This window comes from Novipirellula methanifontis (assembly GCF_052161655.1).
In the GTDB taxonomy this organism is placed as follows: domain Bacteria; phylum Planctomycetota; class Planctomycetia; order Pirellulales; family Pirellulaceae; genus Novipirellula.
On the sequence record NZ_CP197418.1, the window covers coordinates 9,643,294 to 9,667,491 of the forward strand.

General features: G+C 53.7%; 17 protein-coding genes. 13 read left to right on the forward strand and 4 right to left on the reverse strand.

All coding sequences use genetic code 11. From position 1 onward, the window contains the following. Positions 1 to 97: 97 nt before the first annotated feature. The 12 genes from SH528x_RS34265 (at position 98) to SH528x_RS34320 (ending at position 14,995) form a co-directional block, all read left to right on the forward strand. Entirely contained in the window at positions 98 to 922 is an 825-nt protein-coding gene (locus SH528x_RS34265; protein WP_442507910.1) for an ABC transporter permease, read from the forward strand. Positions 923 to 1,004: 82 nt separating this feature from the next. Then, positions 1,005 to 2,297 carry an ABC transporter ATP-binding protein gene (locus tag SH528x_RS34270; RefSeq protein ID WP_442507911.1) on the forward strand — a complete coding sequence of 431 codons (1,293 nt, stop codon included), beginning with the start codon at positions 1,005 to 1,007 and terminating at the stop codon, positions 2,295 to 2,297. Next, positions 2,294 to 3,250: an FkbM family methyltransferase gene (locus SH528x_RS34275; RefSeq protein ID WP_442507912.1), complete on the forward strand. Its 957-nt coding sequence runs from the start codon at positions 2,294 to 2,296 to the stop codon at positions 3,248 to 3,250. Before SH528x_RS34270 ends, SH528x_RS34275 begins: the two co-directional genes overlap by 4 nt. Position 3,251: 1 nt before the next feature. Next, entirely contained in the window at positions 3,252 to 4,211 is a 960-nt protein-coding gene (locus SH528x_RS34280; protein WP_442507913.1) for a hypothetical protein, read from the forward strand. A 68-nt stretch (positions 4,212 to 4,279) separates the two neighbouring features. Continuing rightward, positions 4,280 to 5,050, forward strand: a complete 771-nt coding sequence (locus SH528x_RS34285) for a class I SAM-dependent methyltransferase (protein ID WP_442507914.1) — start codon at positions 4,280 to 4,282, stop codon at positions 5,048 to 5,050. Positions 5,051 to 5,142: 92 nt separating this feature from the next. Then, a complete protein-coding gene (locus tag SH528x_RS34290; protein ID WP_442507915.1) occupies positions 5,143 to 6,351 on the forward strand; it encodes a glycosyltransferase family 4 protein in 1,209 nt (402 codons plus the stop codon). Further along, positions 6,348 to 7,307: a glycosyltransferase family 2 protein gene (locus tag SH528x_RS34295; RefSeq protein ID WP_442507916.1), complete on the forward strand. Its 960-nt coding sequence runs from the start codon at positions 6,348 to 6,350 to the stop codon at positions 7,305 to 7,307. Before SH528x_RS34290 ends, SH528x_RS34295 begins: the two co-directional genes overlap by 4 nt. Positions 7,308 to 7,454: 147 nt before the next feature. Next, positions 7,455 to 9,569 carry a hypothetical protein gene (locus tag SH528x_RS34300; protein WP_442507917.1) on the forward strand — a complete coding sequence of 705 codons (2,115 nt, stop codon included), beginning with the start codon at positions 7,455 to 7,457 and terminating at the stop codon, positions 9,567 to 9,569. A gap of 73 nt (positions 9,570 to 9,642) precedes the next feature. Then, positions 9,643 to 10,731, forward strand: coding sequence for a glycosyltransferase family 4 protein (locus SH528x_RS34305; RefSeq protein WP_442507918.1), 1,089 nt, complete (start codon positions 9,643 to 9,645; stop codon positions 10,729 to 10,731). Positions 10,732 to 10,791: 60 nt separating this feature from the next. Continuing rightward, a complete protein-coding gene (locus SH528x_RS34310; protein ID WP_442507919.1) occupies positions 10,792 to 11,817 on the forward strand; it encodes a glycosyltransferase family 2 protein in 1,026 nt (341 codons plus the stop codon). 165 nt (positions 11,818 to 11,982) lie between these two features. Further along, positions 11,983 to 13,692, forward strand: coding sequence for an alanine/glycine:cation symporter family protein (locus SH528x_RS34315; protein WP_442507920.1), 1,710 nt, complete (start codon positions 11,983 to 11,985; stop codon positions 13,690 to 13,692). A 22-nt stretch (positions 13,693 to 13,714) separates the two neighbouring features. Beyond that, positions 13,715 to 14,995 carry an alkaline phosphatase family protein gene (locus SH528x_RS34320; protein ID WP_442507921.1) on the forward strand — a complete coding sequence of 427 codons (1,281 nt, stop codon included), beginning with the start codon at positions 13,715 to 13,717 and terminating at the stop codon, positions 14,993 to 14,995. An 89-nt stretch (positions 14,996 to 15,084) separates the two neighbouring features. Here the strand turns inward: SH528x_RS34320 and dusB are convergent, their stop codons facing one another. The 3 genes from dusB to SH528x_RS34335 all read right to left on the reverse strand — a co-directional run bounded on the left by dusB (position 15,085) and on the right by SH528x_RS34335 (position 19,285). Continuing rightward, positions 15,085 to 16,098: a tRNA dihydrouridine synthase DusB gene (gene dusB / locus SH528x_RS34325; RefSeq protein ID WP_442507922.1), complete on the reverse strand. Its 1,014-nt coding sequence runs from the start codon at positions 16,096 to 16,098 to the stop codon at positions 15,085 to 15,087. A 171-nt stretch (positions 16,099 to 16,269) separates the two neighbouring features. Next, on the reverse strand, positions 16,270 to 17,316 hold the full coding sequence (locus SH528x_RS34330) for a transporter (RefSeq protein WP_442507923.1): 1,047 nt from the start codon (positions 17,314 to 17,316) through the stop codon (positions 16,270 to 16,272). A 184-nt stretch (positions 17,317 to 17,500) separates the two neighbouring features. After that, complete coding sequence (locus SH528x_RS34335) at positions 17,501 to 19,285, reverse strand: ABC-F family ATP-binding cassette domain-containing protein (RefSeq protein ID WP_442507924.1); 1,785 nt, start codon at positions 19,283 to 19,285, stop codon at positions 17,501 to 17,503. A 503-nt stretch (positions 19,286 to 19,788) separates the two neighbouring features. Between SH528x_RS34335 and SH528x_RS34340 the strand changes: the two genes are divergently transcribed. Further along, complete coding sequence (locus SH528x_RS34340) at positions 19,789 to 22,587, forward strand: 2-oxoglutarate dehydrogenase E1 component (RefSeq protein WP_442507925.1); 2,799 nt, start codon at positions 19,789 to 19,791, stop codon at positions 22,585 to 22,587. A 221-nt stretch (positions 22,588 to 22,808) separates the two neighbouring features. On the opposite strand, the gene SH528x_RS34345 is transcribed toward SH528x_RS34340, so the two are convergent. Beyond that, the gene (locus SH528x_RS34345; RefSeq protein WP_442505492.1) at positions 22,809 to 23,942 is read right to left on the reverse strand and encodes an IS481 family transposase; all 1,134 of its coding nucleotides are present in this window, start codon (positions 23,940 to 23,942) and stop codon (positions 22,809 to 22,811) included. Positions 23,943 to 24,198: the final 256 nt, after the last annotated feature.

Sequence of the window (24,198 nt, forward strand, 5' to 3'; positions counted from 1 at the left end):
CCCCCTCACGAGACAGAATAGACGGCTTGCTGCCGATTGCGACATATCGGAAAGGCTTTCTTTAACGCAGATCAGTCCGCATCTGGTTCCGTAGACGTTGTCGAGATACGAATTAATCCTCGAAGCAGGACGAACCGAGAGCAATTATTGGCGTGATTTGTGGCGATATCGCGAACTTTTCCAAGTTCTCGCCTGGCGAGACATCTCCGTTCGCTACAAACAAACGCTGATTGGATTTGCCTGGGCTGTGGTGCGGCCAGTGCTGACGATGCTGATTTTGACAGTGATCTTCGGTCGTGTGGCCAAGCTTCCCAGTGACGGCGACGCCCCTTATGCATTGATGGTGCTTGCCGGATTGCTGCCATGGACGTTTTTTTCGACGTCGCTGAGTGACGCCTCCAATAGTCTGATCAACAACGCCCACTTGATCAGCAAAGTTTATTTTCCGCGTCTGATTGTGCCGGTCGCAACGCTTGTCGTCGCGATGTTTGACTTCCTGATCAGCTTTTCTGTGCTGATTGTCATGATGCTGGCGTATCAATTCACGCCCAGCTGGCAAATTCTGTTATTGCCGGCATTTGCATTACTTGCGTTTTTTGCCAGCCTCGGCCCCAGTTTGTGGATCACGTCACTGAACGTGAAATATCGCGATTTCCGGTATATTGTGCCATTTATTGTCCAATTTGGCCTGTACCTTTCTCCCGTTGGATTCAGCAGCAGCGTCATCCCTCCGCAATGGCGACTGATCTATTCGCTCAATCCCATCGTAGGAGTGATCGATGGGTTTCGCTGGTGCCTGTTAGGCGAGAGCAAACTGTACCTACCTGGTCTTGGCGTTAGCTTGCTGGTCACTGTGTTTTTTCTATGGTTTGGACTCTGGCAATTTCGCCGCATGGAAAAGCGGTTCGCGGACCTTATTTAGCCCATCCACAGTACACTCGCTCCCTATCGTATTTGCTCCACAGACAACATGCTTTCCTATCGCGACTTGCCGTGATCGCCCAATGCCAGAATCAATCATTTGCGTGGAGAGCCTGAGCAAGTCTTACTGGGTGGGGCACCGCACAACGACATCGCCTCAGTACGCCACGTTTCGGGATACGGTTGCACGAAACCTAAAACGACTTCAACGGATGTCGCTTGACCTTGCCCGCGGTCGGCAAATCATCCAAGGCGACGAAGTGGAAGAGTTCTGGGCGTTGCGAGACGTCTCGTTCGATGTTGCCCCCGGCGAAGTGGTCGGAATCATTGGCCGCAACGGCGCGGGCAAAAGCACGCTGCTAAAGATCCTCAGCCGCATCACCGAACCCACACGTGGGCGAGTTACCTTGCGCGGCCGCGTCGCAAGCTTGCTGGAGGTAGGCACGGGATTCCATCCCGAGCTTTCAGGACGCGAGAATATTTTCCTGAACGGTGCGATTTTGGGGATGAGCCGACGGGAGATCGATAAAAAGTTTGACGAGATTGTCGCCTTTGCTGAAGTCGAAAACTTCATCGACACTCCCGTAAAACGCTACAGCAGCGGGATGTATGTCCGGCTTGCCTTCGCAGTGGCAGCACACCTTGATCCTGAAATCCTTGTCGTCGACGAAGTCCTGGCCGTAGGCGATCACGCGTTTCAAAAAAAATGCCTTGGCAAAATGAAGTCCGTTGCTTCCGAAGGACGTACGATCCTGTTTGTCAGCCACAACTTGCAAGCCATTGCCACCCTAACATCCAAAACAGCGGTTTTGTCCGCCGGCAAGATTGAGTATTTCGGCACAACTCGCAATGCGATCGCCGAATATAGCGAAACCGTGTTTGGAGCCGACTGCATCGGCAGACCTTATCAAGTCGACGCACCAAAACAGGCGCCCCACATCCGTCGTGCTACTGTCGAGACAACGGAACCCGGCATCCACATTTGCGGGGAAGAGATCGCGTTCACTTTCGAAATCGAGAATCAAACGCATTGCGAGGGACTTCGCTTTTCATTTCAGGTTTGCGATGAGTCTGGCCGGCCCGTTTGCCATTTCTGGCTGCTGGGCGAACACAGCCGTCCGATTTGGAGTCCAGGAACGCATCATTTGAAATGCAAGATTGCCGAGTTCAATTTGTATATGGGCAAGTACACATTGACGACTTGGCTCAACGATCGACGAAGCGATACGTTGCTGGAGCAACTAACCGACATTTGCCCCTTCGAAGTCAGCATGGGGCAACACCAACGAGAAGAGTATCCCTGGCACCCTGGTGATATGGTTTTCCGCGTCGAAGGGAATTGGGACATCGACTCGAAGCAAGTGGAATCGGCATGAGCCAAGTAAACGAAACGAGCGAATCCACTAAGGCTCAGCTTAAGTCGATCGCCCACGCCACGGCGCGTTGGGCGATCCCCGCCGCGGTAATGGATCACATTCGACGACTTGCTACCCGGGCGCGAAAGCCAACGCCAACCCCTGACGAAATCGAAATCCAGCGACTTGAGAAGATCCCAACCGACGTCCCGGGAATTGCCAATCTTGGTGGCGAGACGTTCCATTTCTCAGACGCCTACACCTTTCTGTGGGAACATCAACAGATCTTCCAAAACAAGTGCTACGACTTTCCTTGCAACGACGAATCTCCCGTCATCATTGATTGCGGAGCCAATATCGGGATGGCGGCAAGGTACTGGCTGTCGAAATTCCCCCAGGCCAATGTAATCGCGTTTGAGCCCGACCCTCAAATTTTTGCGGTTCTGCAAAAAAATATGCAACCGTACCAATCGGCTCGCATCCAGCTTTACAACGCGGCACTGTGGAACAGTGAAACCCAATTGGAGTTCCGTGTCACCGGTAGCGAATCAGGTCACCTCGCCCACTCGCAACGAGAACAGTCAGGCGAAACGGTTAGTGTAAAGACGTTGCGACTGAGCCCGTTCTTAGATCGTAAAGTTGACTTTTTGAAAATTGACATCGAGGGCGCCGAGGTGGATGTCATTGTCGAAGCCCACGAGAAACTAAGAAACGTTAAGTCTCTCTGGCTCGAATACCATTCACTACTGCACGTCCCGCAACGTCTCAGCAAGATCCTTTCCGTGCTTGAACAACAAGGATTCCGTTATCACTTGGTCAACGAAAGCGTTTCCGAACGACCGCTGCAAAAACTAGAGGCATCCTACGGGATGGACCAACGACTCAACATTTGGGCTTATCAAGGCGACCAATTTCCAATGACACACGAGCGGGAGCAGCACGATCGCCCCACCTCCGCCTCGGAAGATTCTTAGCATGAAAGACCATGCAATTGTCACCATCGTGACGCATTCTTTTTTAGCCTACGCCAAAGCGATGCACTCATCGCTGATGCAGTGGAATGAAAACATCGACTTTACAGCCCTTGTCGTTGATGCTGAGGACAGTGACACACTTCCCGCATGGTGCTCGACCCTCGAGCAAATCGAAGAGGCACCCGCCGCGAAACAGATGATCCAGCGGTTCGCCGCTACAGAGAAAACGGACTCGCTGCGCTGGGCACTTAAATCACAGCTAATGCTTCGCGCTCTGCAGCGAGGGGCTCAAAAAGTCCTGTGGTGCGACCCCGATCTGATGTTCTTCGAAGATCCGCAGTGTCTTTTTGATGATATGACCAAGCGAAGCATGCTACTGACTCCGCACTATCGCGCGTTACGGCCTTCGACTGACGAAATCAATTTCCAAAAGAACTTTACCGAAGGGATGTTCCAAGCCGGTCTCGTCGGAGCGGGATGCGAGGCACAGTCGGTGCTGGAATGGTGGTCCGAGGCATGCCTCTGGAAAATGGACAAGGACGCTGCAAATGGATTGTACGTCGATCAAAGGTATTTAGATCTTCTTCCCATTCTCTGGGAAGACACCGTCATTTCACGACATCGCGGCTACAACATCGCCGAGTGGAACTGGCACGAAAACCGTCGAGAAAACATTGATGGACGCGTGCGGATCAATGGCCGAGAACCGGTCGTGTTCATCCATTTCACCGATGTTACGATCGCAGAAATAGCCTATGGTCGCGACGCTCTACTGCGCCCCTACCTGGACCGTTACGTCGAAACTCTGGAAAAGTTTGATCCTGATTTTCGTCTGCGACTACCTAAACATTTTGCCGGCGCGATGTCGCCGGATCCTACAACACCCGCGCCGTCGCAACGCATTCGCGATAGAATCCGATTACGAATACGGCGGTTCCTGCTTCACATGGCGAATAAATAACCGTCCCCAACATGGATCACCCCAACGTATTCTCGGCGCCAAGTGCCTGACTAACAAAAGAAGTCAATATGCTTCGTTCCACCCCAAATGACCCCACATTCATCTTTGATCAATTGCCGCTGCATTGGCAAATGACACGAAGTGAAAAATACGCGTTCGCATCCCTGGTTGAAAAAGCGGCAGCAGAGGTTGCGATCGAAATTGGCACCTACAAAGGGGGCAGCTTGCAGGTCATTTCCCCACACGTAAAAAAAGTTTACTCCATCGACAGTTCGGTTGAATGCAAAAACACACTGTCTAGCAAGTTCGACAATGTAGAGTTCCTGACGGGCGATTCAAAACAACTGTTGCCATCGCTGCTAGACGAGATTTCGCGTCGCGACGAGCCTCTTGGATTTGTCCTGATTGACGGCGACCACACTTTCGAGGGTGTACGCTCCGATATCAACGCGGTTCTACAATACAAACCTATCCGTCCGATGTATGTCGTCTTTCATGACAGTTTCCACCCGGAGTGTCGGGAAGGCATCCTGGCGGCCCAGTGGCATGATTGCCGGCACGTCCACTTTGTCGAAGTTGATTTCATTTCGGGTGTCTTTCATTTTGATGGATTTGACACAGCTCCCCCACGTTCGATGTACGGCGGACTTGCGGTCGCAATTCTCTCGCCCGAAACAAGAACTCATGACCTCGTGATTCATCAGTCACAGAAAGGTCTTTACGAAACAGTGCTCCCCCACTCTTGCCACGCAGCAAGCAAGACTACGCTGCGGGACCATATCCGATCACTCAAGCAGAAGCTTCGATTGCCCACGATGGGGCGACATGTTGCTCGGTAGCGTATCCCCATGCAGTGAAACAACGCGATTTATAAATTAAAAATTCATCTTGCCTCTCGATTCCTCACTGATCTCAACACATTAGCATCCCAATGACTGCAGCTCCGGTGAACATCCTTGCCATTGGCCATGAAGCCAGTCGGACCGGCGCCCCGATTCTGCTATGGGACTACTTGCGTTGGCTTGTCAGCAACAATCATGCCCGCGTTCGCTGCTTGCTTGGCAACGCCGGTCCGTTGCTCGATGAATTCGAAACCCTCTGCGACACACGGGTAAACATCGAAAATGCGGATTCGAGTTTCGTCGGCCGAGTAGCCCGACGCATGCAACTTGGCGATGCGTTGAACCAATCGCGATTAGCAAAATGGGTGAACCGAGCACCGCTACCTGATTTAATTTATGCGAATACGGTCGCCTCGATCCCGCTACTTCAAAGAGTACAAAATGCCTTCCCCACACCACGTCCGACGGTTATCCACGTCCACGAACTTGAGTCGGTTTTAAGAGAATACGATCGAGTTGCCGACATTGCCCCCACCCTGGCTCAAGCAGCAGTCATTGTTGCCGCTTCGACCGCGGTAAAGAACGCATTAGTCACAGAACTGTCTATTACCGAGAACCGCATCGACGTGATACCGGAATGGCTTTGCGGTGACTTCGCCACCCCAACCCAATCTCGCAGCGAACGAGCAGCGATTCGCCAAACCATCCGTAGCCAGCTTGGCATTGATCAGGAAGCTAAGATCTGCCTCGCTGCAGGAACCCATTGTTGGCGGAAGGGACCGGAGTTTATCCCGATGATCGCGGCCGCGACACAACATCGTTGCCCCGACATGCACTTTGTATGGATTGGACGTGAGGCAAGCGATCGAACCGTAGACCAAATGAAGCTTGATGCTGGGCGGCTAGGCGTCAGCAGACGCGTTCATTTTCTCGGTGAAGTTTCTAATGCGAAACAGTACTTTGATGCCGCTGACTTTTTTGCACTCACGTCACGCGAAGACCCGTGCCCACTCGTTATGCTCGAGGCTGCTGCGCATAAATTACCTATCATTTGCTTTGAAAAATCGGGCGGTGCCCCCGACTTCGTACGTGATGACGCGGGTCAATCGGTTCCGTATCTCGATATCCCCGCATTTGCGGATGCTCTGGCCGATTTGCACCACCATCCAAGCAAGGCAGACGCTTTTGGTGAAGCGGGATATCGCCGGGTGGATCAGGATCATCGCCCCGAACGCAATTGCCAAGCGATCCTAAAGACCATGCAATCCGTCCTCAGTAACCCGGAGACTCGATCATGACCGAAGCTCCGCTGGTCAGCGTCATCGTCCCGAACTACAACCACGCCGCGTTTTTACGTGAGCGGATCGATAGCATCCTGAAGCAAACCTTTCAGAATTTCGAACTAATCCTGCTGGATGATTGCAGCACCGATACGAGCGTCGCCATTTTGAACGAGTATGCATCTCACCCTAAGGTGGCTCGTGTTGAAATGAACGAAAGGAACAGCGGCAGTCCCTTTGCACAATGGAAGAAGGGATTTCGATTTGCCCAAGGTTCCTTTGTGTGGATCGCAGAAAGCGATGATGCGGCCGCCCCTGAATTGTTACAAACTCTAATCTCGCCTCTACAACAACACCCCGAATGCGTCCTTGCCCATTGCAACTCGATGCAGATCGACAGCCAAGGTGGTGAGCTAGGACTACGCCCTAATCGCAGCATCCCGAATCAAATAGTGGATGGCAAAACCGAGATTTTCGAACGCATGCGGTATTGGAATTCGGTCCCCAATGCGAGTGGTGCGGTTTTCCGACGAGCAGCCGTGACTGACGCAATGATCCCTGATTCCATGCGGTATTGCGGTGATTGTGTATTCTGGATCCGTCTGCTCGAAAAAGGCTCGGTGTACTTCGAAAGCAATACACTCAATTACACTCGGGTTCACCAAAACACCAATCAGCACCAACACGACTCGAAAAAAGAGTTTGCGCGGCTGCAAGAACACTTCGATGTCATCAATGAAGCGATTAAGGTGAGCGGAACTGCAGATTTAGAAAGAGCTCCCTATCTCTACCTGTTTCACCTTTGGCGAAATGCGAGATTCAACAGTTTGCAATTTTGGAGGTTTCCGCAGACCGATCGCAAAATACTCCACTTGATGTACCGGGATGAATGCATGGCGGTACCGAGAACGATTGCTGATTACTATCGACGAATTTGCAATCGCATTTGCCGAACCAAAGAATCGTCAACGTGATCTGCAGAGTCGCAAATGACGCAAACGCCCAAGATTGCAAACAGGCAGTGCTGCCGGGGATGTCTCGAAACGACACGCCGACAATCCCGCTGATGACAAGGGCCGCGATTGAGCTGTCTCGCTAAAAGAACCGATATATCACTTGAAATGAATCCCCCCACCTCTACTTCGACTTGGCGATGCTTTCTTGTCGCCTTCTTTGTGACGGCATCACTTTTAACGATCCAGGGGTTTGAACCTTACTTTCAGCGTCCCATTGATGAGCAAAGCGATTTCGCGGCAAACAGCCTGAGGATCGCAGATGCGATGCAGTTTCGTGAGATCTACGGCAACTATTCACGCTGGGGATTCTCGCACCCAGGCCCCGCGTTTTTCTACGTTTATGCTTGGGGGCAAGCGCTCTTTCACTACGGACTTGGCATCTGTCCCGAGGAACACAACGCTCAACTCTTTACAGGTATGCTGCTGCAGACGGCCTTCTGGTCACTCGCTCTTTGTGTGATTTACACTCATACGCAGCGTTGGCAATTTGTTCTGCTATGCGCTAGCTTGGGATTCGTCCACTTCCAATTTTCGGAACAAGCATTTATTAGCATTTGGCCTCCCAACCAACTGCTAATGCCGTTCCTGTGCCTGCTGCTATCCACCACTTCGATTCTGGCGGGGGAAAGAAAATGGCTGTGGCTTTTCGCGTTGTCGGCTTGTTTCACTGTGCACGGGCACGTGGCACAACCCTTGTTTGTCATTCCCGCTGCGTTCGCAGTCCTGGTGGGCTTGGTTTACGGTAGCCACAAGGGACCAGAACGCCTTCGACATCGGCTTCGCCTCACGCTGCTGAAAAAGGATGTGGGAATAGCGACTGCAATCACAGTCCCATTCCTAATCCCGCTTTTCATTGACTGGACCTTGCTACGAGACAGCAACCTCGCGTCGATATTAAGCCATCTACGAAACCACCACGAACCGGATCGATCAGTGAAGGAATCGCTCCATTATCTAGCTCAATTCTATCGCTATTGGGGGTTCCATGACTTACCACCGGCCGGCGACTATGCCACGACCTTGCAAACCTATCCGTTCATTTTCAGTTCATGGATTCTTGCTAGCGTCGCTTCTCTGATAGGACTCGCGTATGCATGGAAACACAACACGACCTCGAACGTATCGCTGCGTTGGAGCACATCACTGTTATTGACCTGCGTCGTGTCTCTGATATTGACCATCAAATGGGGAAGCATGATGGATGGAAAAATGTTCGCATTTAACGCATTCATCAACTATGCGATCATCTTTCTACAAGGCTGTTTTATTGCAAGTGTTCTCGCTTGTTTTTGGAGTCGGCGGGTCGAGCGAGCTTGCCTCGCCTTCTCGGCATTCTTTTTGGTCTTTGCTGTCGTTCATCCTCAAAACAACGACCGCTGGATTTCTGATGAAGGATACCTCCCCATGAAAGGGCGGAATCTGCAACTCGCAAATGGCAACCTGACTCTGCCACAGAACGCATGGATTTATATCCAATCCCGAAACGTCTCCGATGATTGGATGTTGATACTTGGCCAAGCAAACGCATGGCGGAAAGCAGGACTGAATGTCACTGTGCCAGACGATCTGAAGATCCCCTTCGGTACAGATCACGCCATCCAAAACGTGATAAACCGCCATGAGCCAACGAAACTAACATGCATCGAAGTGAAGTCGAGCGGGGCGGACGAGAACCTCCGCTTAAATCATCAGGCGATTTTCGAGCAAGTTGCCCCGCTAAGGTTCGACTCAGAAAAAAACTCGATTTCGCTTGAGTCGCTTGCTCAAATGCACTCAGGAACGTTCGTTGAGGCAGAAGATTCGGCCAACGACTATACGCAAATGCATAGCCACGCCAGTGTGATCGTATTGCCATGCCAGTCGCCTCCGCAGCCACTGGGGCTCGAGATCGAATTAGCCCCCCCGCTCGAAGGCACGTTCTGGCTAACGCTTTCGATTGGACAAACAGAATTACTTCATCAAAAGATTGAAAGTCGTACACGCTTGCACGTCTCACTCCCTCCCCTTACGGTACGCCGCTGCATCGCAGATTACGGAGCAATTCTCTTTCAATTAAACCTCAGCACCCAAGCGGAACCGCTAGGACTGTTCTCAAAACATGCAACCATTGGTTTTCGAATTCATGAGTTTTCCCTCGTGCGGGAAACGGCAAAAATAAAATTGCCTAAGATCGATACCGGAGGGAACATAGAAACTCAGCTCACAACTCGAACACGCTGAATCGCTTTGGAAATATGATATATTCACTCAACCGGCAACCCATTGATTCCACACAACGTACCCCTCTTTACTTATGAAAATCTGGGTCGATGGCAGCGTGTTTGAAAACGATCGCCAACATGGAATCTGGCGAGTGTTCTACGAAATCCTCTCTCGCACAAACCGCGACGTGGACTACACGCTTTGGCTGCGGTCCAAACCGCAGCAACCGCTACCCGACGGCGTCCGTGTCTATCAGGACCAGGGACGCTCCGAGATCTCTCGGTACAACATTCCCGCTCGCCTGCAGCGACGTTCGACGCTAAGACGTGATCCCTCAGGCTTAACCAGCGCCGACCTTTACCACCCCACGGGCTTCACACTTCCGATCAATTACGAGACGAAATGTATCGCAACGATCTACGATATGATCGCGGAATCCCATTTCCCGATCGGGATCCGAGAACTGCAAGAAGCAATTCCGATCAAGAAAACGACGCTCGAACGATCAACAATCTTGGCATGCATCTCGCAAACCACCGCCTCGGAATTATCGCGGTTCTACCCTGAGCTAGAGCATAAGACGCGAATTGTTCCGCTTGGGGCGGAACATCTGTTACCGACGGCCCCCAAACCGTTCACTTCGGCTGTTCCCGCTAACAACGTTCTGTTTATTGGGCAGCGCTCGGGATACAAAAACTTCACTTGCCTGCTCGACGCGATGCGATCTGCGGATTGGCCCTCGGATGTGTCACTGCATGTCGTCGGCCCTGCGTTTTCGAGTGCAGAGGAACTCCTGATCCAGAGTTTGCATCTGGCCCCCAAAATCCGCCATCTTGGAACGTTGTCAACCGAACAACTTCAAAACGAATACCGCTCGTCCCGATGCCTCGTATTCCCGAGCTTCCAGGAAGGGTTTGGTTTGCCTTGCCTCGAATCCCAATCGCTTGAATGCCCCTTAATCTGCAGCGATATCCCGGTCTTTCACGAAGTTGCAGGAGAGGCTGCACTCTTTTTCGACCCTCGACTGGGCGAAAATCTCGCCACCCAAGTACACTGCGTCGGAGACCCGGCAATTCGAAAAAGACTAGTCGAAGCAGGTAACGAAAACATTCGTCGATTTAGTTGGGACAAATGTGCAACCCAGATGCTTGAGATTTACCAAGAAGCAATTAGCGACTGACTCAGTCATCAACGTCACTCCGACTCCTATCCCATCTCTTTCCACCGACGTCGATGCACTGTGAAATTACCTCTAACTGACAAACAGGGTTGGCCTTGGGACGCCAGCGATGCTCCGTCACCTGCTGGGGATCTCACCAAATTCCCTTGCATTACCGTTGTCACGCCAAGCTACAACCAGGGCAATTTTCTGGAGGAAACCATTCGTTCAGTGCTGCTTCAAGATTATCCGAATCTGCAGTACATCGTCGTCGATGGGGGCAGCACGGACCAAAGTCACGCCATCCTGGATAGGTACAGCGAACATCTCTCGGTGGTCATCCGTGAACCCGACGAGGGACAATCGGACGCGATCGCAAAAGGACTTGCACTCGCCGAGGGCGATTTTTTCAACTGGATCAACTCGGATGACCTGCTGATGCCCGGCACGCTTTGGGAACTCGCGTCAGGCTGCCGCCCCGAAGTTGATCTGTACACATTCTCTGTCGAAGTGTTCGGCGACGATGTGAAGTCCTACCAAATGCGTAACCACGACTTGTCCGCCACAGCGATGCTGCGTGCCGATCGCTATTCATTTAGTCAACCGGGGCTTTGGTTTCGCACAAAGTATATTCAAGATTGCGGCGGGATTGACCGTAATTTGAACTATGGCTTTGACTGGGACCTGCTGATTCGTTATCTCGCCGAGCACCCCAACGTGCATTACTCAGCGAGTGTCGGCGCCCGTTTCCGGCTGCACGCGGAATCGAAAACGGTCGTTGAGTTTGCCAAGCAAGATGAAGCGGCCAATCGTTTCCTGCAAGAATCCGAACGGATCCGTGACAAATTGGAAGCGTCGCTTGGCACCCCGCTCGCCAACGCGTCGCGACTGGGACGATTGCGATCCCCTTGGAATGATTGGCTTGTCGAGCAACTCGATGACCGAGACTCGTCCCCTCTGGTAGCTGCCAGCAAAATCGGCTGGTGTGCCGTCAAGCAACCACGCGTGGCGTTTACGTGGCGAACGGCGGGGACGATCCTCCGCTTGCTGTCGCGTTACGTTCGTCCCAAATCTTCGATTGGAAAACGCAGTACGTCGCACCACTAAAACGGGCAAGCGTTTTGCCGAATCTTCGCTTACGCAGCGATCGAAATCACAAAGTCACAAATTTTGTTACGATATCGCTCGCGGTGTGATACATCGAGTGTTCGATTACGCTTGGTTTGATACACGTCCGCGCCCTCGCTTACGTTTTTCCACGAGTCATTATCGATGCCAAAAACAAAACTCGCCCTCCTTCCTACGTCCTTCGCTTCGTCGGTCAGGTTACTCCCCCTGCTTGCCTGCGTTGTGATTGCGTTATGTGCATTCAGTTGCCCGTACGTTGCGATGGGGCAAGATTCAACCACCGCACCGGCAGAGGTAGCCGCAGAACCCGGTTTAGAAAATGCCGTGGCGGAACCGGCGGAGGTCACGACCGAAAACAAGCCTGCTGAGGAAGAATCCAGCGGCAGCGAAGAACCGTCGTGGATGCAGCGGATCGACACCGCGTTTGGCAAGTACGTCGTCGACAACGCTGCTGCGGTGATTTTTTATGACTTTGGCACGAAAGATCGACTGGGTGTCAGTATTCCTTTTGTTGTGGTGTGGCTGTTCGCTGGCGGCGTCTTTTTGACGTTGCGAATGCGTTTTATCAACTTTCGAGGCTTCCGACACGCTCTCGATCTGGTGCGCGGCGTCTATGACTCGCCCGACGAACCGGGCGAAGTGACCCACTTTCAAGCTCTCGCTGCGGCGCTTTCAGCCACGGTTGGACTTGGCAATATCGCGGGTGTCGCGATCGCGATTGGAACAGGCGGTCCGGGTGCGACTGTCTGGATCATTCTAGTAGGCATCTTGGGAATGACCGCCAAGTTTACGGAATGCACACTCGGCCAACTCTATCGAGTCACCGACGCAGACGGACATGTGCTGGGCGGCCCGATGCGATATTTGCGTTACGGCCTCAAGGACATTGGCTTTCCAGGGCTCGGTCGCGTGTTGGCAGTGGTATTCGCACTACTTTGTATCTGCGCAAGTTTCGGCGGCGGAAACTCGTTTCAAGTCGGCCAATCCCTCGAAGTGATTCGTGACGATGTTGATATTTTGCAAACCCAACCTTGGATTTATGGCGTCATCATGGCGGTCGCCGTCGGCGTCGTGATCATCGGAGGCATCAAAAGTATCGCTGCGGTGGCGGGCAAGATCGTGCCGATCATGTGCACTGCCTACGTTCTGGCAGCTCTCTACATTCTGGCAATCAACGCATCTGAGGTCCCTGCGGCAATCGGCACGATTGTCAGCGAAGCGTTTTCGCTGCAAGCGGGTTGGGGAGCTTTCCTGGGCGTCCTTGTTATCGGTATTAAACGAGCCGTATTCAGCAATGAAGCAGGGATTGGATCGGCCGCTATCGCTCACTCCGCCGCCAAGACCGACGAACCGGTCAGTGAAGGAATTGTGGCTCTTTTAGAACCGTTTATCGACACCGTCATGGTCTGCACCATCACCGCGTTGGTTGTCGTTGTTACGGGCGTTTACGAAGCTCCAAACATGCAAGAGGTGATCGCGAGCGATCAAGGGGCCCGACTCACTCTCGAAGCGTTTGTTGTTGGCGGCCACGATTGGTTCCGCTACGTGTTGTTCGCAGCGGTCGTACTGTTTGCCTACTCCACCTGCATCAGTTGGTCGTATTATGGCGAACGCTGCTGGGTCCAGTTGTTTGGCGTTCGCACTTCAATCATCTACAAGATCCTCTTTCTGTCATTCACGGTCCTCGGCTCGATTGTCACGCGAGGCAACATTTTGGCTTTCAGTGACCTGATGATCCTGGGGATGAGTTTCCCCAACCTGCTGGGCGTCTTCTTGATGAGCAGTGTGGTGAAACGCCAACTTGATTCGTACTGGAAGAAGTATCAAAACGGCGATTTGCAAAGAATCAAATAGGCGACTCACGGAAGGATCCCTCATGAATCGCGTTTGCATTATCAACGTTGTCGGATTGACGCCCGAACTGCTGCCGCACGCCCCGAACATCGCGGCAATGGGTAAAGCGTCGGCTTGGAAAAGCCCGCTGCCAGCGGTCACGGCGACCTCGCAAGCGACAATGTTGACGGGACTCGCCCCGCGTGACCATGGCATCGTCGGCAATGGCTGGTATTACCGAGACACGCAAGAAGTGCGGTTTTGGCAACAAGCCAACTCGCTGGTTCAAGGCCCCAAGTTCTACGACGACGTCGAAACCGCAAAGATGTTTTGGTGGTTTAACCAGTCATCGGGAGTTCGCTACAGCGCGACACCCAAACCGCACTACGGATGCGACGGATCCAAAGTCTTTGACATCCTGGACCACACCGGTTGCGATCTGACGGCAAAGCTGGGGCCGTTTCCGTTTTTTACGTTTTGGGGCCCCAACGCCGGACTGCCCTGCACCCGCTGGATTGCCGATGCCACGGCGATTGTGATGCGAGAGAAGCAGCCTGAATTGACGATGGTCTATCTGCCGCATCTGGATTACGATTTCCAGCGTTACTCGGATCACGACGTTCAGCGAGTTCACGAAGTCGACGAATGTGCGAAAACGGTCATCGACGCCGCCGCGGCGATCGACGCGCAAGTGGTAGTCGTTTCCGAGTATGGATTGGTTCCCGTGGACCAACCGGTGATGATCAATCGCGAATTACGCTCCGAGGGCTGGCTCAGCGTTCGCAACGGACCGTTTGGTGAAATGATGATCCCCGGCGAGTGTGATGCGTTTGCGGTTTGCGATCACCAATTGGCTCACGTCTACGTTGCACGCCGCGAATTAATCCCCGAAGTCAAAGCCAAATTGGAATCGGTTGCAGGGATCGATCGTGTAGTCGATCCGGCAGAGATCGAACTCGACCATCCACGCAGCGGCGAGTTGATCGCACTGGCGAAACCGAACGCATGGTTTGCGTATTACTATTGGCTCGATGATCACGATGCCCCCGACTTTGCTCGCACCGTCGACATTCATCGCAAACCGGGCTACGACCCCTGCGAATTGTTCATGACAAGCAAGTTTCGCGCGATCCGAAAAGTGGTGCGAAAGAAGCTGGGCTTTCGCTACGCGATGGACGTGATCCCACTCGACGCAACGCTAGTGCGTGGCAGCCACGGGCTGCATCCGTCTGCAGAGAAAGGACCGTTGATTGTGGGTCCTGGCGAATTGCCCACGGACATGCGAATGTTCCCGAGTTACGTCAATCAATTGCGACGGGGATAAATGGCGTCGTGTTCGTTGGTGCCGCCATGCCGGAACTTCGCTTCGCCCTACAAACACGGTCCGGCAAACAGATACAGGCCGGCCTACCGCTAAGCCGTCGGTGCTTCGACGGGGAAATGCTCATCGACGATCCGGTGAAATTCTTCGGGTGTCGATACTTTGGCGACTCCCGAGCGGAAATGACGCGCTCCCGGCTTACCTTGTGCATAGCAACACGCGTACTTTCGCATCAGCACGGTGCCCTTCTCTTCGCCAAACCGATCCACCACCAATTGATAGTGCTTGAGCATCACGTCACGTTGCTGGGTCATCGTAGGTTCCGCAGGAATCGGTTCACCCCGTAGCGCCGCGGCGGCTTGCGAAAACAACCAAGGTCGCCCGAGACAAGCCCGCGCGATCATCACGCCATCGACATTGTATTTTTCAAACGCCGCCACGACCTTTTCAGCGGAATCGAGATCCCCGTTTCCTATCAGCGGAATCGACTTCAGGCGACTTTTTATCTCGCTGATCTTTTCCCAATCCGCATTGCCACGAAACATATCTTGCGCGGTCCGGCCGTGGACCGTCAGCGCCGCCGCTCCGGCTTCCTCAACCACTTTGGCGACATCGTTGCAGTTGACGTTGTCGCGAGTGCAACCAAGCCGAATCTTGGCGGTGACCGGGGTCGGACTGCATGCTTTTACCAATTGGCTGATGATATCAAACATCCGGCGAGGATCACGCAGCAGGTAGCTACCGCTGTGTGCCTTCTGCGTCACTTGGCGAACGGGACAGCCAAAGTTGATATCAACGACGCTGACTTGGTACTCTTCGGCCAATCGTTTGCCGACCTTGGCCATGGTTTCGGGGTCGTTATCCCAGATTTGGACCGCCAGTGGACGAGCTTCATCGGCCACCCCCCACAATCGATCGGGATGTTCGGCCTCGTTTTCATCCATCCACACGAAACCGCGAGCGTTGACCATTTCGGTGGCCAACAGCCCTGCGCCGCCAAAATCGCGAACGATCTGGCGAAACGCAGCATTCGTGAATCCCGCCATCGGAGCTTGCAGAATGGGCGGATCGATGACGAGATCACCGATTTTTAGCGGAGCAACCATGAAAGTCGAGCGAAGAGGAAAGGGAGTCGCGAAACCGAGCAAGGACGCATATCCTCGCTCTCTGAACCTCCACTTTACAAAGATATCGCTGTGAAGCGAATCGCCCCACGCAAACCTGCTGCGGGGGCAGCCGAATTCCAGCTATTCAACTTGCTGACCTCGCTCACCTGCTTAGTACGATTTGGACCAGCTCGCGATGAAGGCGTAATCGGTTTCGAGCTGGATTCCGTTCAGGTCTTGGCTAATTGTGGGCACAAACTCCGCGTTCAGATAATGGCCGTTGTAGAGATACTGAGCCCCCAGCCCGAGGTTGTACCAATAGCCACCGCGGAACTGCTCCACATTCGTGCTGATCAACGTGCCATTGGCGGCTGGATCATGCCCATCGTACTCGGTCTGCCACAGGTGCTCGCCTCGCAACGAGACCGAAAAATTGTCGGTCAACAGCACGCTGGTCCAACTGTTGAAGCGAAATTCGTCGCCAACGCTGTAGCCGCGATAGTTCTTTCCGATCGGCAAATCAGTTTGAAATTGAGCTCCCCAACTGTACCAATCGTGAAAGCGACGGTAGGTCAAACCAGGACGTGCGTTGAACGTACCGCTGCCTAAACGCATCGGGTACGGAAATGCCGTCGGCGATCCGGTGGGAGTCGAGGTCTCGCGAAAGATATCGCCGGTAGGAACCGAGCAACCGAGGTTAAAAATCCAATCTTGGCACTCATCGCTGTAGACTCTCAGCAGTGCACCAAAGGCCATGTCGCCGAAGCCACTGTTGTGAGTGGTAAAATCGGTATAGTTTGCCCGCGTGTGGTCCATCGTGATGCTCGGCAACATCGCCATCGTGTACAGCGACACATCATCGGATGCACCGTACATGATGTGTGCCATGTGCATTTCCATCGTCATCTGGGTGGGAGTCGCGCCACGATTGGTGGTGACGCCGTCGACCGTGATCCCGGGTCCCGGTGGTCCGACAGGCGTTGCGGTTCCCAGTGCCGTTGAATCGGAAACTTCATTTTCGCCAATCCGGTTGTCTTCCATGTACATGTTCATGTACTTGTACTCGACCATCCACTCGCCTTTGTCATGAAGGTGAGCCCCCATGATCCCTGCCGGAGCGTGCTTGTCGGCGAGCGAGCGACGATCAAAATTGTCGGCCTTCGCCACGGAAGCTAGACCACCCAACGAACAACAAACAAGAGCGAATCGCAGAAACATCAGAAGCCCATCCTGGCGAGTGGTACCATTTCCAAGAACCGACTATTTCGGTTACTAATGATTCAATCGGTATTCCAGCTCACACACGTCCGCCAAGACGGCAAGGGGCAATACAAGCGATAACACCGCTACAACCCGCCCCCTGTTGCATCAAAAAGACAAGGACGGGCCCCTCACACCTTACCTACCACTCTTGATCCGCACTGAGCTCGACCCAGCGTTCTTCGGCTTCGGAGAGCTCGACCTCCAGTGCTTTGACCTGATTGTGCAGTTTAACTGCGGCATCGGCATTGGTCTCGGTCAAGAGTTGGTCGTTCAGCTGTCGCTTCTCGTCGTCCAGTCGGGCGATCTTCTTCTCGACGTTTTTCAGCTCTTTCTCGGCTTTGCGTTGATCACGCTGCCCCTGACGATGATCGCCGCCACCTCCCTTGCCAGGCTTGTCGTTGTTGGGCGTTGGAGTTTTACCGCGTGCGACTTCGCTGTCGTCGACCTCTTTTTCAAGCGCGGCCAGGTAGCTGTCGTAATCGCCAAAGTGATTTTTCACACTGCCGTCCCGCACTTCGATCACACAAGTCGCAACACGCCGCATAAAGTGACGATCGTGGCTGGTGAATACGACCGTGCCCTGGTAAAGCTCGAGCGCTCCGGCAAGTGCCTCGACGGTTTCGACATCCAAGTGGTTCCCCGGCTCGTCGAGCACCAGAACGTTCGAGTTACTCAGTAGCAGTCCGGCCATACAGAGCCTCGCACGCTCACCCCCACTGAGCACTTTGACCTTCTTTTGAATTTGGTCATCGCGGAACAAAAGCGCACCGGCCATCGCCAACAATTCTTGTCGCGTAGTGCCGGGAAGCGAGTTGTATTCGAGATGTTCGATGACGGTCATCCGCTCATCTAAGCTCGTGTAAACATGTTGCGCATAGGTTCCAATCTCGACTCCATGCCCCCACTTCATCTGCCCCGCCATAGGTTCGAGCGAGTTGACCAAAGTACGCAGCAGCGTCGTTTTGCCCTGCCCGTTATCTCCGACGATTGCCGCGCGTTGCCCATGCTCGATTTCGAGGGTAATGCCGTCCGCAACCGTGTGATCGGGATACCCGATTGCCAACTCGGTACAGCGGAACACGGTGCCCTGCTTGGGATCGACCCGTGGCGCTCGCATGTGCACGGTAGGTTCGTCACGTTCGATCTCGGTGGTCTGCAAACGTTCGAGCTGCTTCGCCTTGCTTTTGGCTTGGCTAGCGGTCGACGCGTTGGCTCGATTTTTCTCGATAAACCTCTGCAACTGTTTTTGTTTTGCGACCACGGTCGCATTCACTCGCCGATCGTGCTCGCGACGCTCTTCTCGGTAATCGAGATAGGCGTCAATTTTGCCGGTGAACATCGTCAACTTGCCACGCGAAAGCTCGAGGGTTTGCGAGCAGGTGGCTTTTAGGAACGCCCGATCGTGGCTGACGATCAAAGCCGCTTTGTTGAATGCACGCAGAAAGTGCTCGAGCAAAATTTGAGTTCGAAGGTCCAGAAAGTTCGTCGGCTCGTCGAGCATCAGCAGGTTCGGGTCGTGCAGCAGCAGTGCAGCCAACTTCACACGCGTCTGCCACCCACCCGAAAGAGCCTTCACGGGGCCCTCAAGATAGGCTCCCTTGAGTTCAAACTCTCCGGCCACTTCGCCACATCGCCACTCGGGTTGGCCGCTATCTCGCATCAAAAAGTCGAGAGCGGATTCACCGGCCTGGAAGGGATCATGTTGGCGAAGGTAGCCGATTCGGAGCGAAGGATGGGTGATAATCTCGCCTCGTTCGAGCTCTTCTTCACCCAGTAAGACTCGCATCAGGGTCGATTTCCCAGCCCCATTTCTGCCAATAAAGCCGACTTTAACATCATCGACAAACGACACATCGGCTCCCTCGAGGACGATTTGATCGCCGAATCGCTTGTGAGCTTCGCGGAGTTGGAGCAGTACAGCCATGTTAAAAAAATTTGAGGGGCAACAACGACATTACGATTGCGAGCAATTCGATCAATTCCCGAATTGGCTCGCGGACCAAAAACCTGAGACCCAATTTCATGGGCTCAGAAGTGGGAATTTATCAGTCCGACCGCAAATCCCAAAGTAGTAGACCCCGCCAGGAGTGTCACATTGGCGGACAACGACGTCGATGAAGTTGAACCAACACCATTTTTCTGGGGGTCAAACGGTTGTTTTTTCGTTTTAGAAATCGCCGGACTTCACTTGTTTGATGGGCACAAGCGTGAACTCGGGCGAGTTTTATTAAAGAGGTACATGAAATTGGGCAACGAACTCGGGTCAGCTGCCCCCACAACTCACTTACAACCACTAGGAACCAAGCGGACGATATTCTAAATTCTGAAGGTTAGAGACGATCATGGATTTTGGTAGGATTGAGGGGATGAAGATGCCCTGCCCTACCCTCCCCTGCCCTCCAGCAACCAGACGGCGAATTTGCCGATATGAATAGCTACAGCTTGGACTACATCGACGACTTGTATGTCCAGTACGTTCGCGACCCTTCGAGTGTCTCGGATACTTGGCGTCAATATTTTGAACAATTTCTTGTCGTTTCGAACAAGACCTCGTTCAAAAAGAACGGGGACGTCACGTCAGGCAGCGTCGCATCGGGCAACACGACCGCGTCTCAGGAACGACGTGGATCGACCGGCAACGAATCCACCGACCAAGCCATTTGGATGTCGCGGATCCAAGATCGCGTCAACCAATTGGTGCGTGAATATCGCGTTCGTGGCCACCTGGCTGCCCAACTCGATCCGCTGGGGATCCTGAAATCCGACTCTCCGGAATTGAGCCCTCAGCTCTACGGTATTTCCGATCAAGACCTCGAGCGGCCGCTTGATAGCAGCGCTTTGGAGAATGTCACCGGCAGCACTTTGCACGCCATTTTGACCAAGCTGCAAAACACCTACTGTCGCAGCATCGGCGCCCAATTCATGCACATCGACAATCGCAATATCCGCGATTGGTTACAGAAAAGGATGGAGACCACCGAGAATCGGCTCGAACTTTCACATCAAGTCCAGCGGCGTATTTATGCACGACTCGCCGATGCCTCGATTTTCGAAGAATTTGTACGCAGGAAATTTGTCGGTGCAAAAACGTTCTCGCTCGAAGGCGCCGAAAGCCTGATTCCGATGCTGGACCTTGCGCTCGAAAAAGCGGGCCAGCACAAGGTCAAGGAAGTCGTGATGGGGATGGCGCATCGCGGTCGCTTGAACGTGATGGCGAACATCTTGAAAAAGCGTGCGATGAATATCTTCTGGTCGTTCGATGATCCCGACCCGGAACTCAGCCGCGGCGGGGGTGACGTGCGCTACCATCTCGGGTACAGCAGCGATTGGGTCACCGCCACTGGCGAAAAAATCCATATCTCGCTGTGCTTCAACCCCAGCCACCTGGAGTACGTCAATACCGTCGCCTTGGGGCGATGCCGATGTAAGCAGGACTATCGCAAAGACACAAAACGTTCGGAAGTGATGACGATCCTGATCCACGGTGACGCTGCTTTCGCGGGCGAAGGCGTGGTCCAGGAAACGCTGAACCTGAGTGAACTCGAGGGCTATCGTACCGGCGGAACGCTGCACATCGTCATCAATAATCAAGTCGGCTTTACCACCGAACCTCGGCAAGGACGCAGCACGACGTACGCGACTGACATCGCAAAAATGCTGCAAATTCCGATCTTCCACGTCAACGGCGAAGATCCCGAAGCGGTGGCACAAGTGGTCTCGCTGGCGATGGATTTCCGCAAAGAATTCCACCGCGACGTCGTGATTGACTTGTACGCCTACCGTCGCTGGGGCCACAACGAAGGCGACGAGCCTCGATTTACCCAGCCGCGGATGTATTCCGAAATCGATCGCCGCGCAAGTGTTCGAGAGCAGTACCTCAACCGATTGGTCGAGATCGGCGAGATCAGCGTCGAAGAAGGCGAGGACATCCAACAAAAGCGAACCGAAAAACTCGAAAGCGAGTTCGAGGCGAGCAAAAACGAACAATTTGTTCCGGACACTCAAACCCTGGCTGCCAATTGGTCGGAATACTTCGGGGGACAGGAACCTTCAGAGACCACCGACACGACCTTCGACCAAGCCAAGTTGAGCGAACTGCTTGATTCGCTGACGCGATTGCCTGAAGGATTCGCTGCGAACAAAAAGCTGAAACGTCCGATGGCACTTCGCCGCGAGATGGCACAAGGCAAAAAGCCGCTCGATTGGGCCAGCGCCGAAGCGGCCGCATTCGCAACTTTATTGGTCGAGGGATACCCGATCCGTATGACCGGTCAAGATGTCCAGCGAGGCACGTTTAGCCATCGTCACGCGGTCTTGCACGACACCAAGAACGGCGAAACTTACATGCCGCTGGCGAACGTCAGCAGCGACCAAGCAAGCGTGGAACTCTACAACAGCCCGCTTAGCGAGGCCGGAGTGCTTGGATTCGAGTACGGCTACTCGCTCGACCGGCCTGACGGACTGTGCGCTTGGGAAGCCCAATTTGGTGACTTCTGGAACTGCGCCCAAGTCATCGTCGACCAGTTCATTGCCAGTGCCGAAGACAAATGGAATCGACTTAGCGGATTGGTCATGGTGCTGCCACACGGCTTTGAAGGCCAAGGCCCCGAACATTGCAGTGCTCGAATTGAACGCTTCCTTGCAATGAGTGCCGAGCACAACATCCAAGTGGTTCAACCAACGACGCCGGCTCAACTCTTTCACTTGCTGCGACGCCAGGTGCTTCGCAAATGGCGAAAGCCACTGATTCTGTTGTCCCCTAAAAGCTTGCTTCGTCATCCGCTTGTCGTTAGCCCGATTGAAGAGGTCGCGGGAGGCCAATTCCATAAAATCCTTGGCGACGACCAAGTGCCGCTCGCAAACTGCAAACGGTTGCTGATCTGCACCGGCAAGATCTACTATGACCTGCTCGAAGCAAGAGGGGCACGAGAAATTGAAGACGTAGCGATCATGCGAATCGAACAGCTTTACCCGCTGCAAGCCGAGACGCTGACCGCTGCTATCGAGGGACTGCCCGCTGGAACCGACATCCGCTGGGTACAAGACGAGCCGACGAACATGGGCGCTTGGCCCTACATCAAACTGAACTTTGGAGACATGCTTGCCGAGAAATACAAGATCGCGTTGATCTCGCGAGACGAATCGGCGAGCCCAAGCACCGGCAGCATGGCGGCTCACAAGATCGAGCAAGCTGAATTGATCGATGCCGCGTTCGCTGGTCTATAGGCGGACGATCGCTTACGCGCCGTCGAAGCAAATGCCTCAGAGAAGAGCATTTAGAAATGGCGTAGGGCCGGTTCCCACCGGCCGGGTTGCGATTGGCCGGTAGGAATATTTCGTTCGGGGACATGGGTGGCGCTTTGAACAAGACAGCGGGGGGCGGAGAAAGCATAGCTTTCCCCGTCCTCGCTCACCAGCCTCGCGGCTGAAGTGAGCGCAAGCGAACTTCAGCCGCGAGGCTGGTGACGTCGAATTTCGCCAGTCCGCTCGTCGATCTGGGCCACCACAAAACGACAGCAACTGACATCCCAAACGCCGTCCGTTTGAGTCCCACTCAAGCCGATAGGATGGTCCTGGAATGCTTCGCTGATGCGGTACGTCTTCCCCTTCCAACGGAACTGGCCAACCCTGTTGACGCGGCGTGTTTGGTAGCGTTCGCTATACTCGAACGGATCCGTTTTCTCCTGAAAACGTCGCTCACTGATTTGGTATCGCTGCGAAGGTGTTTCCAAATCCAATGCCCCGTGAGGACGCTCCAAGTTGTAGACGTCTCGCCAAAGATCAAAGCACTCTTGAGCTTCCGCCAGCGTGCTCAGTGAGCGATCCTGCAGGGCTTCGAGTTTTAGCGTGCGATGAAATCGCTCCAGCTTGCCGCGGCCCTGAGGATGGTGTGGACGACCGTGAATCACTTCCACATCGTGACGCATCAACCACGCCGTAAAACGTGTGTGACGCATCAAGTGACTACCGCCCCACGGGTTGCCGTTGTCGACGTAAATCGCGTGTGGAAGCCCGTAAATTGCGAACACGTTGCGAAAATGACTTTGCACCGTTTGCCGCGTTTGATTCCCACAAGCGAGGATCCCCAGTGAAAACCGGGAGTGATCGTCCAGCAGGGTTAGCGGGTAACAATAGCTCTTGTTGTTCAGCGCGAACTCGCCCTTGAAGTCAACTTGCCACAGCTCGTTGGGACGCTCTCGCTCGAACCGCGTCCATGGCTTTCGCTTGGCCGATTCAGCGTCACTGATGCGATCATGTCGCTTCAAGACAGCGGCGATCGTGCTGGGCGAAGGAAGCGTTTTTTCACCCATGACTTTGAGCCGCTTGCGAATCTTCAAGCCGCCCCAGGCCGGGTGAGCATCGCGGATCTGCAGCACTTTCTGCTCGATCTCCGCGGGCGTCTGTGTGGGGGATCGGTGAGGTTTTCGCGAGCGATCCACCAAAGGTTCTTCGGCGCAAGCTCGGTGACGCTCTCGCCACTTGTAGCCGGTCTTGCGTGAGATGCCAAATCGCTCGCACAACCGGCTAAAATTGACTCCGTCGGCCTCTGCCAAGCGGACAAACTCTTCTCGTTGGGACACTCGATCGAACTCTTTCCAGCCCATACTTGCTCCTAAAAGGAGTAAGTATGATTACTGCAAAAAAGCGCCACCCATGTCCCCGAAAAAGCGCCACCCATGTCTCCGGTCTATACAAGGAACCGGCCCTACATCCCACTCGGGACGTCAATTTTGAAAGTGACGCATTTGATTGCAGCGAAAGTCGTCAAGACTTTCGTATTCTGGGATCACCGAAACCCTTGACGAGCTCCACTAATTCAGTAACAGAATCGGCGTC

Excerpts from the sequence above, each read along its gene's own strand:
- SH528x_RS34270 (WP_442507911.1), top strand. The coding sequence starts at position 1,005 with ATGCCAGAATCAATCATTTGCGTGGAGAGCCTGAGCAAGTCTTACTGG.
- SH528x_RS34275 (WP_442507912.1), top strand. The coding sequence starts at position 2,294 with ATGAGCCAAGTAAACGAAACGAGCGAATCCACTAAGGCTCAGCTTAAG.
- SH528x_RS34280 (WP_442507913.1), top strand. The coding sequence starts at position 3,252 with ATGAAAGACCATGCAATTGTCACCATCGTGACGCATTCTTTTTTAGCC.
- SH528x_RS34285 (WP_442507914.1), top strand. The coding sequence starts at position 4,280 with ATGCTTCGTTCCACCCCAAATGACCCCACATTCATCTTTGATCAATTG.
- SH528x_RS34290 (WP_442507915.1), top strand. The coding sequence starts at position 5,143 with ATGACTGCAGCTCCGGTGAACATCCTTGCCATTGGCCATGAAGCCAGT.
- SH528x_RS34295 (WP_442507916.1), top strand. The coding sequence starts at position 6,348 with ATGACCGAAGCTCCGCTGGTCAGCGTCATCGTCCCGAACTACAACCAC.
- SH528x_RS34300 (WP_442507917.1), top strand. The coding sequence starts at position 7,455 with ATGAATCCCCCCACCTCTACTTCGACTTGGCGATGCTTTCTTGTCGCC.
- SH528x_RS34305 (WP_442507918.1), top strand. The coding sequence starts at position 9,643 with ATGAAAATCTGGGTCGATGGCAGCGTGTTTGAAAACGATCGCCAACAT.
- SH528x_RS34315 (WP_442507920.1), top strand. The coding sequence starts at position 11,983 with ATGCCAAAAACAAAACTCGCCCTCCTTCCTACGTCCTTCGCTTCGTCG.
- SH528x_RS34320 (WP_442507921.1), top strand. The coding sequence starts at position 13,715 with ATGAATCGCGTTTGCATTATCAACGTTGTCGGATTGACGCCCGAACTG.
- dusB (WP_442507922.1), bottom strand. The coding sequence starts at position 16,098 with ATGGTTGCTCCGCTAAAAATCGGTGATCTCGTCATCGATCCGCCCATT.
- SH528x_RS34330 (WP_442507923.1), bottom strand. The coding sequence starts at position 17,316 with ATGTTTCTGCGATTCGCTCTTGTTTGTTGTTCGTTGGGTGGTCTAGCT.
- SH528x_RS34335 (WP_442507924.1), bottom strand. The coding sequence starts at position 19,285 with ATGGCTGTACTGCTCCAACTCCGCGAAGCTCACAAGCGATTCGGCGAT.
- SH528x_RS34340 (WP_442507925.1), top strand. The coding sequence starts at position 19,789 with ATGAATAGCTACAGCTTGGACTACATCGACGACTTGTATGTCCAGTAC.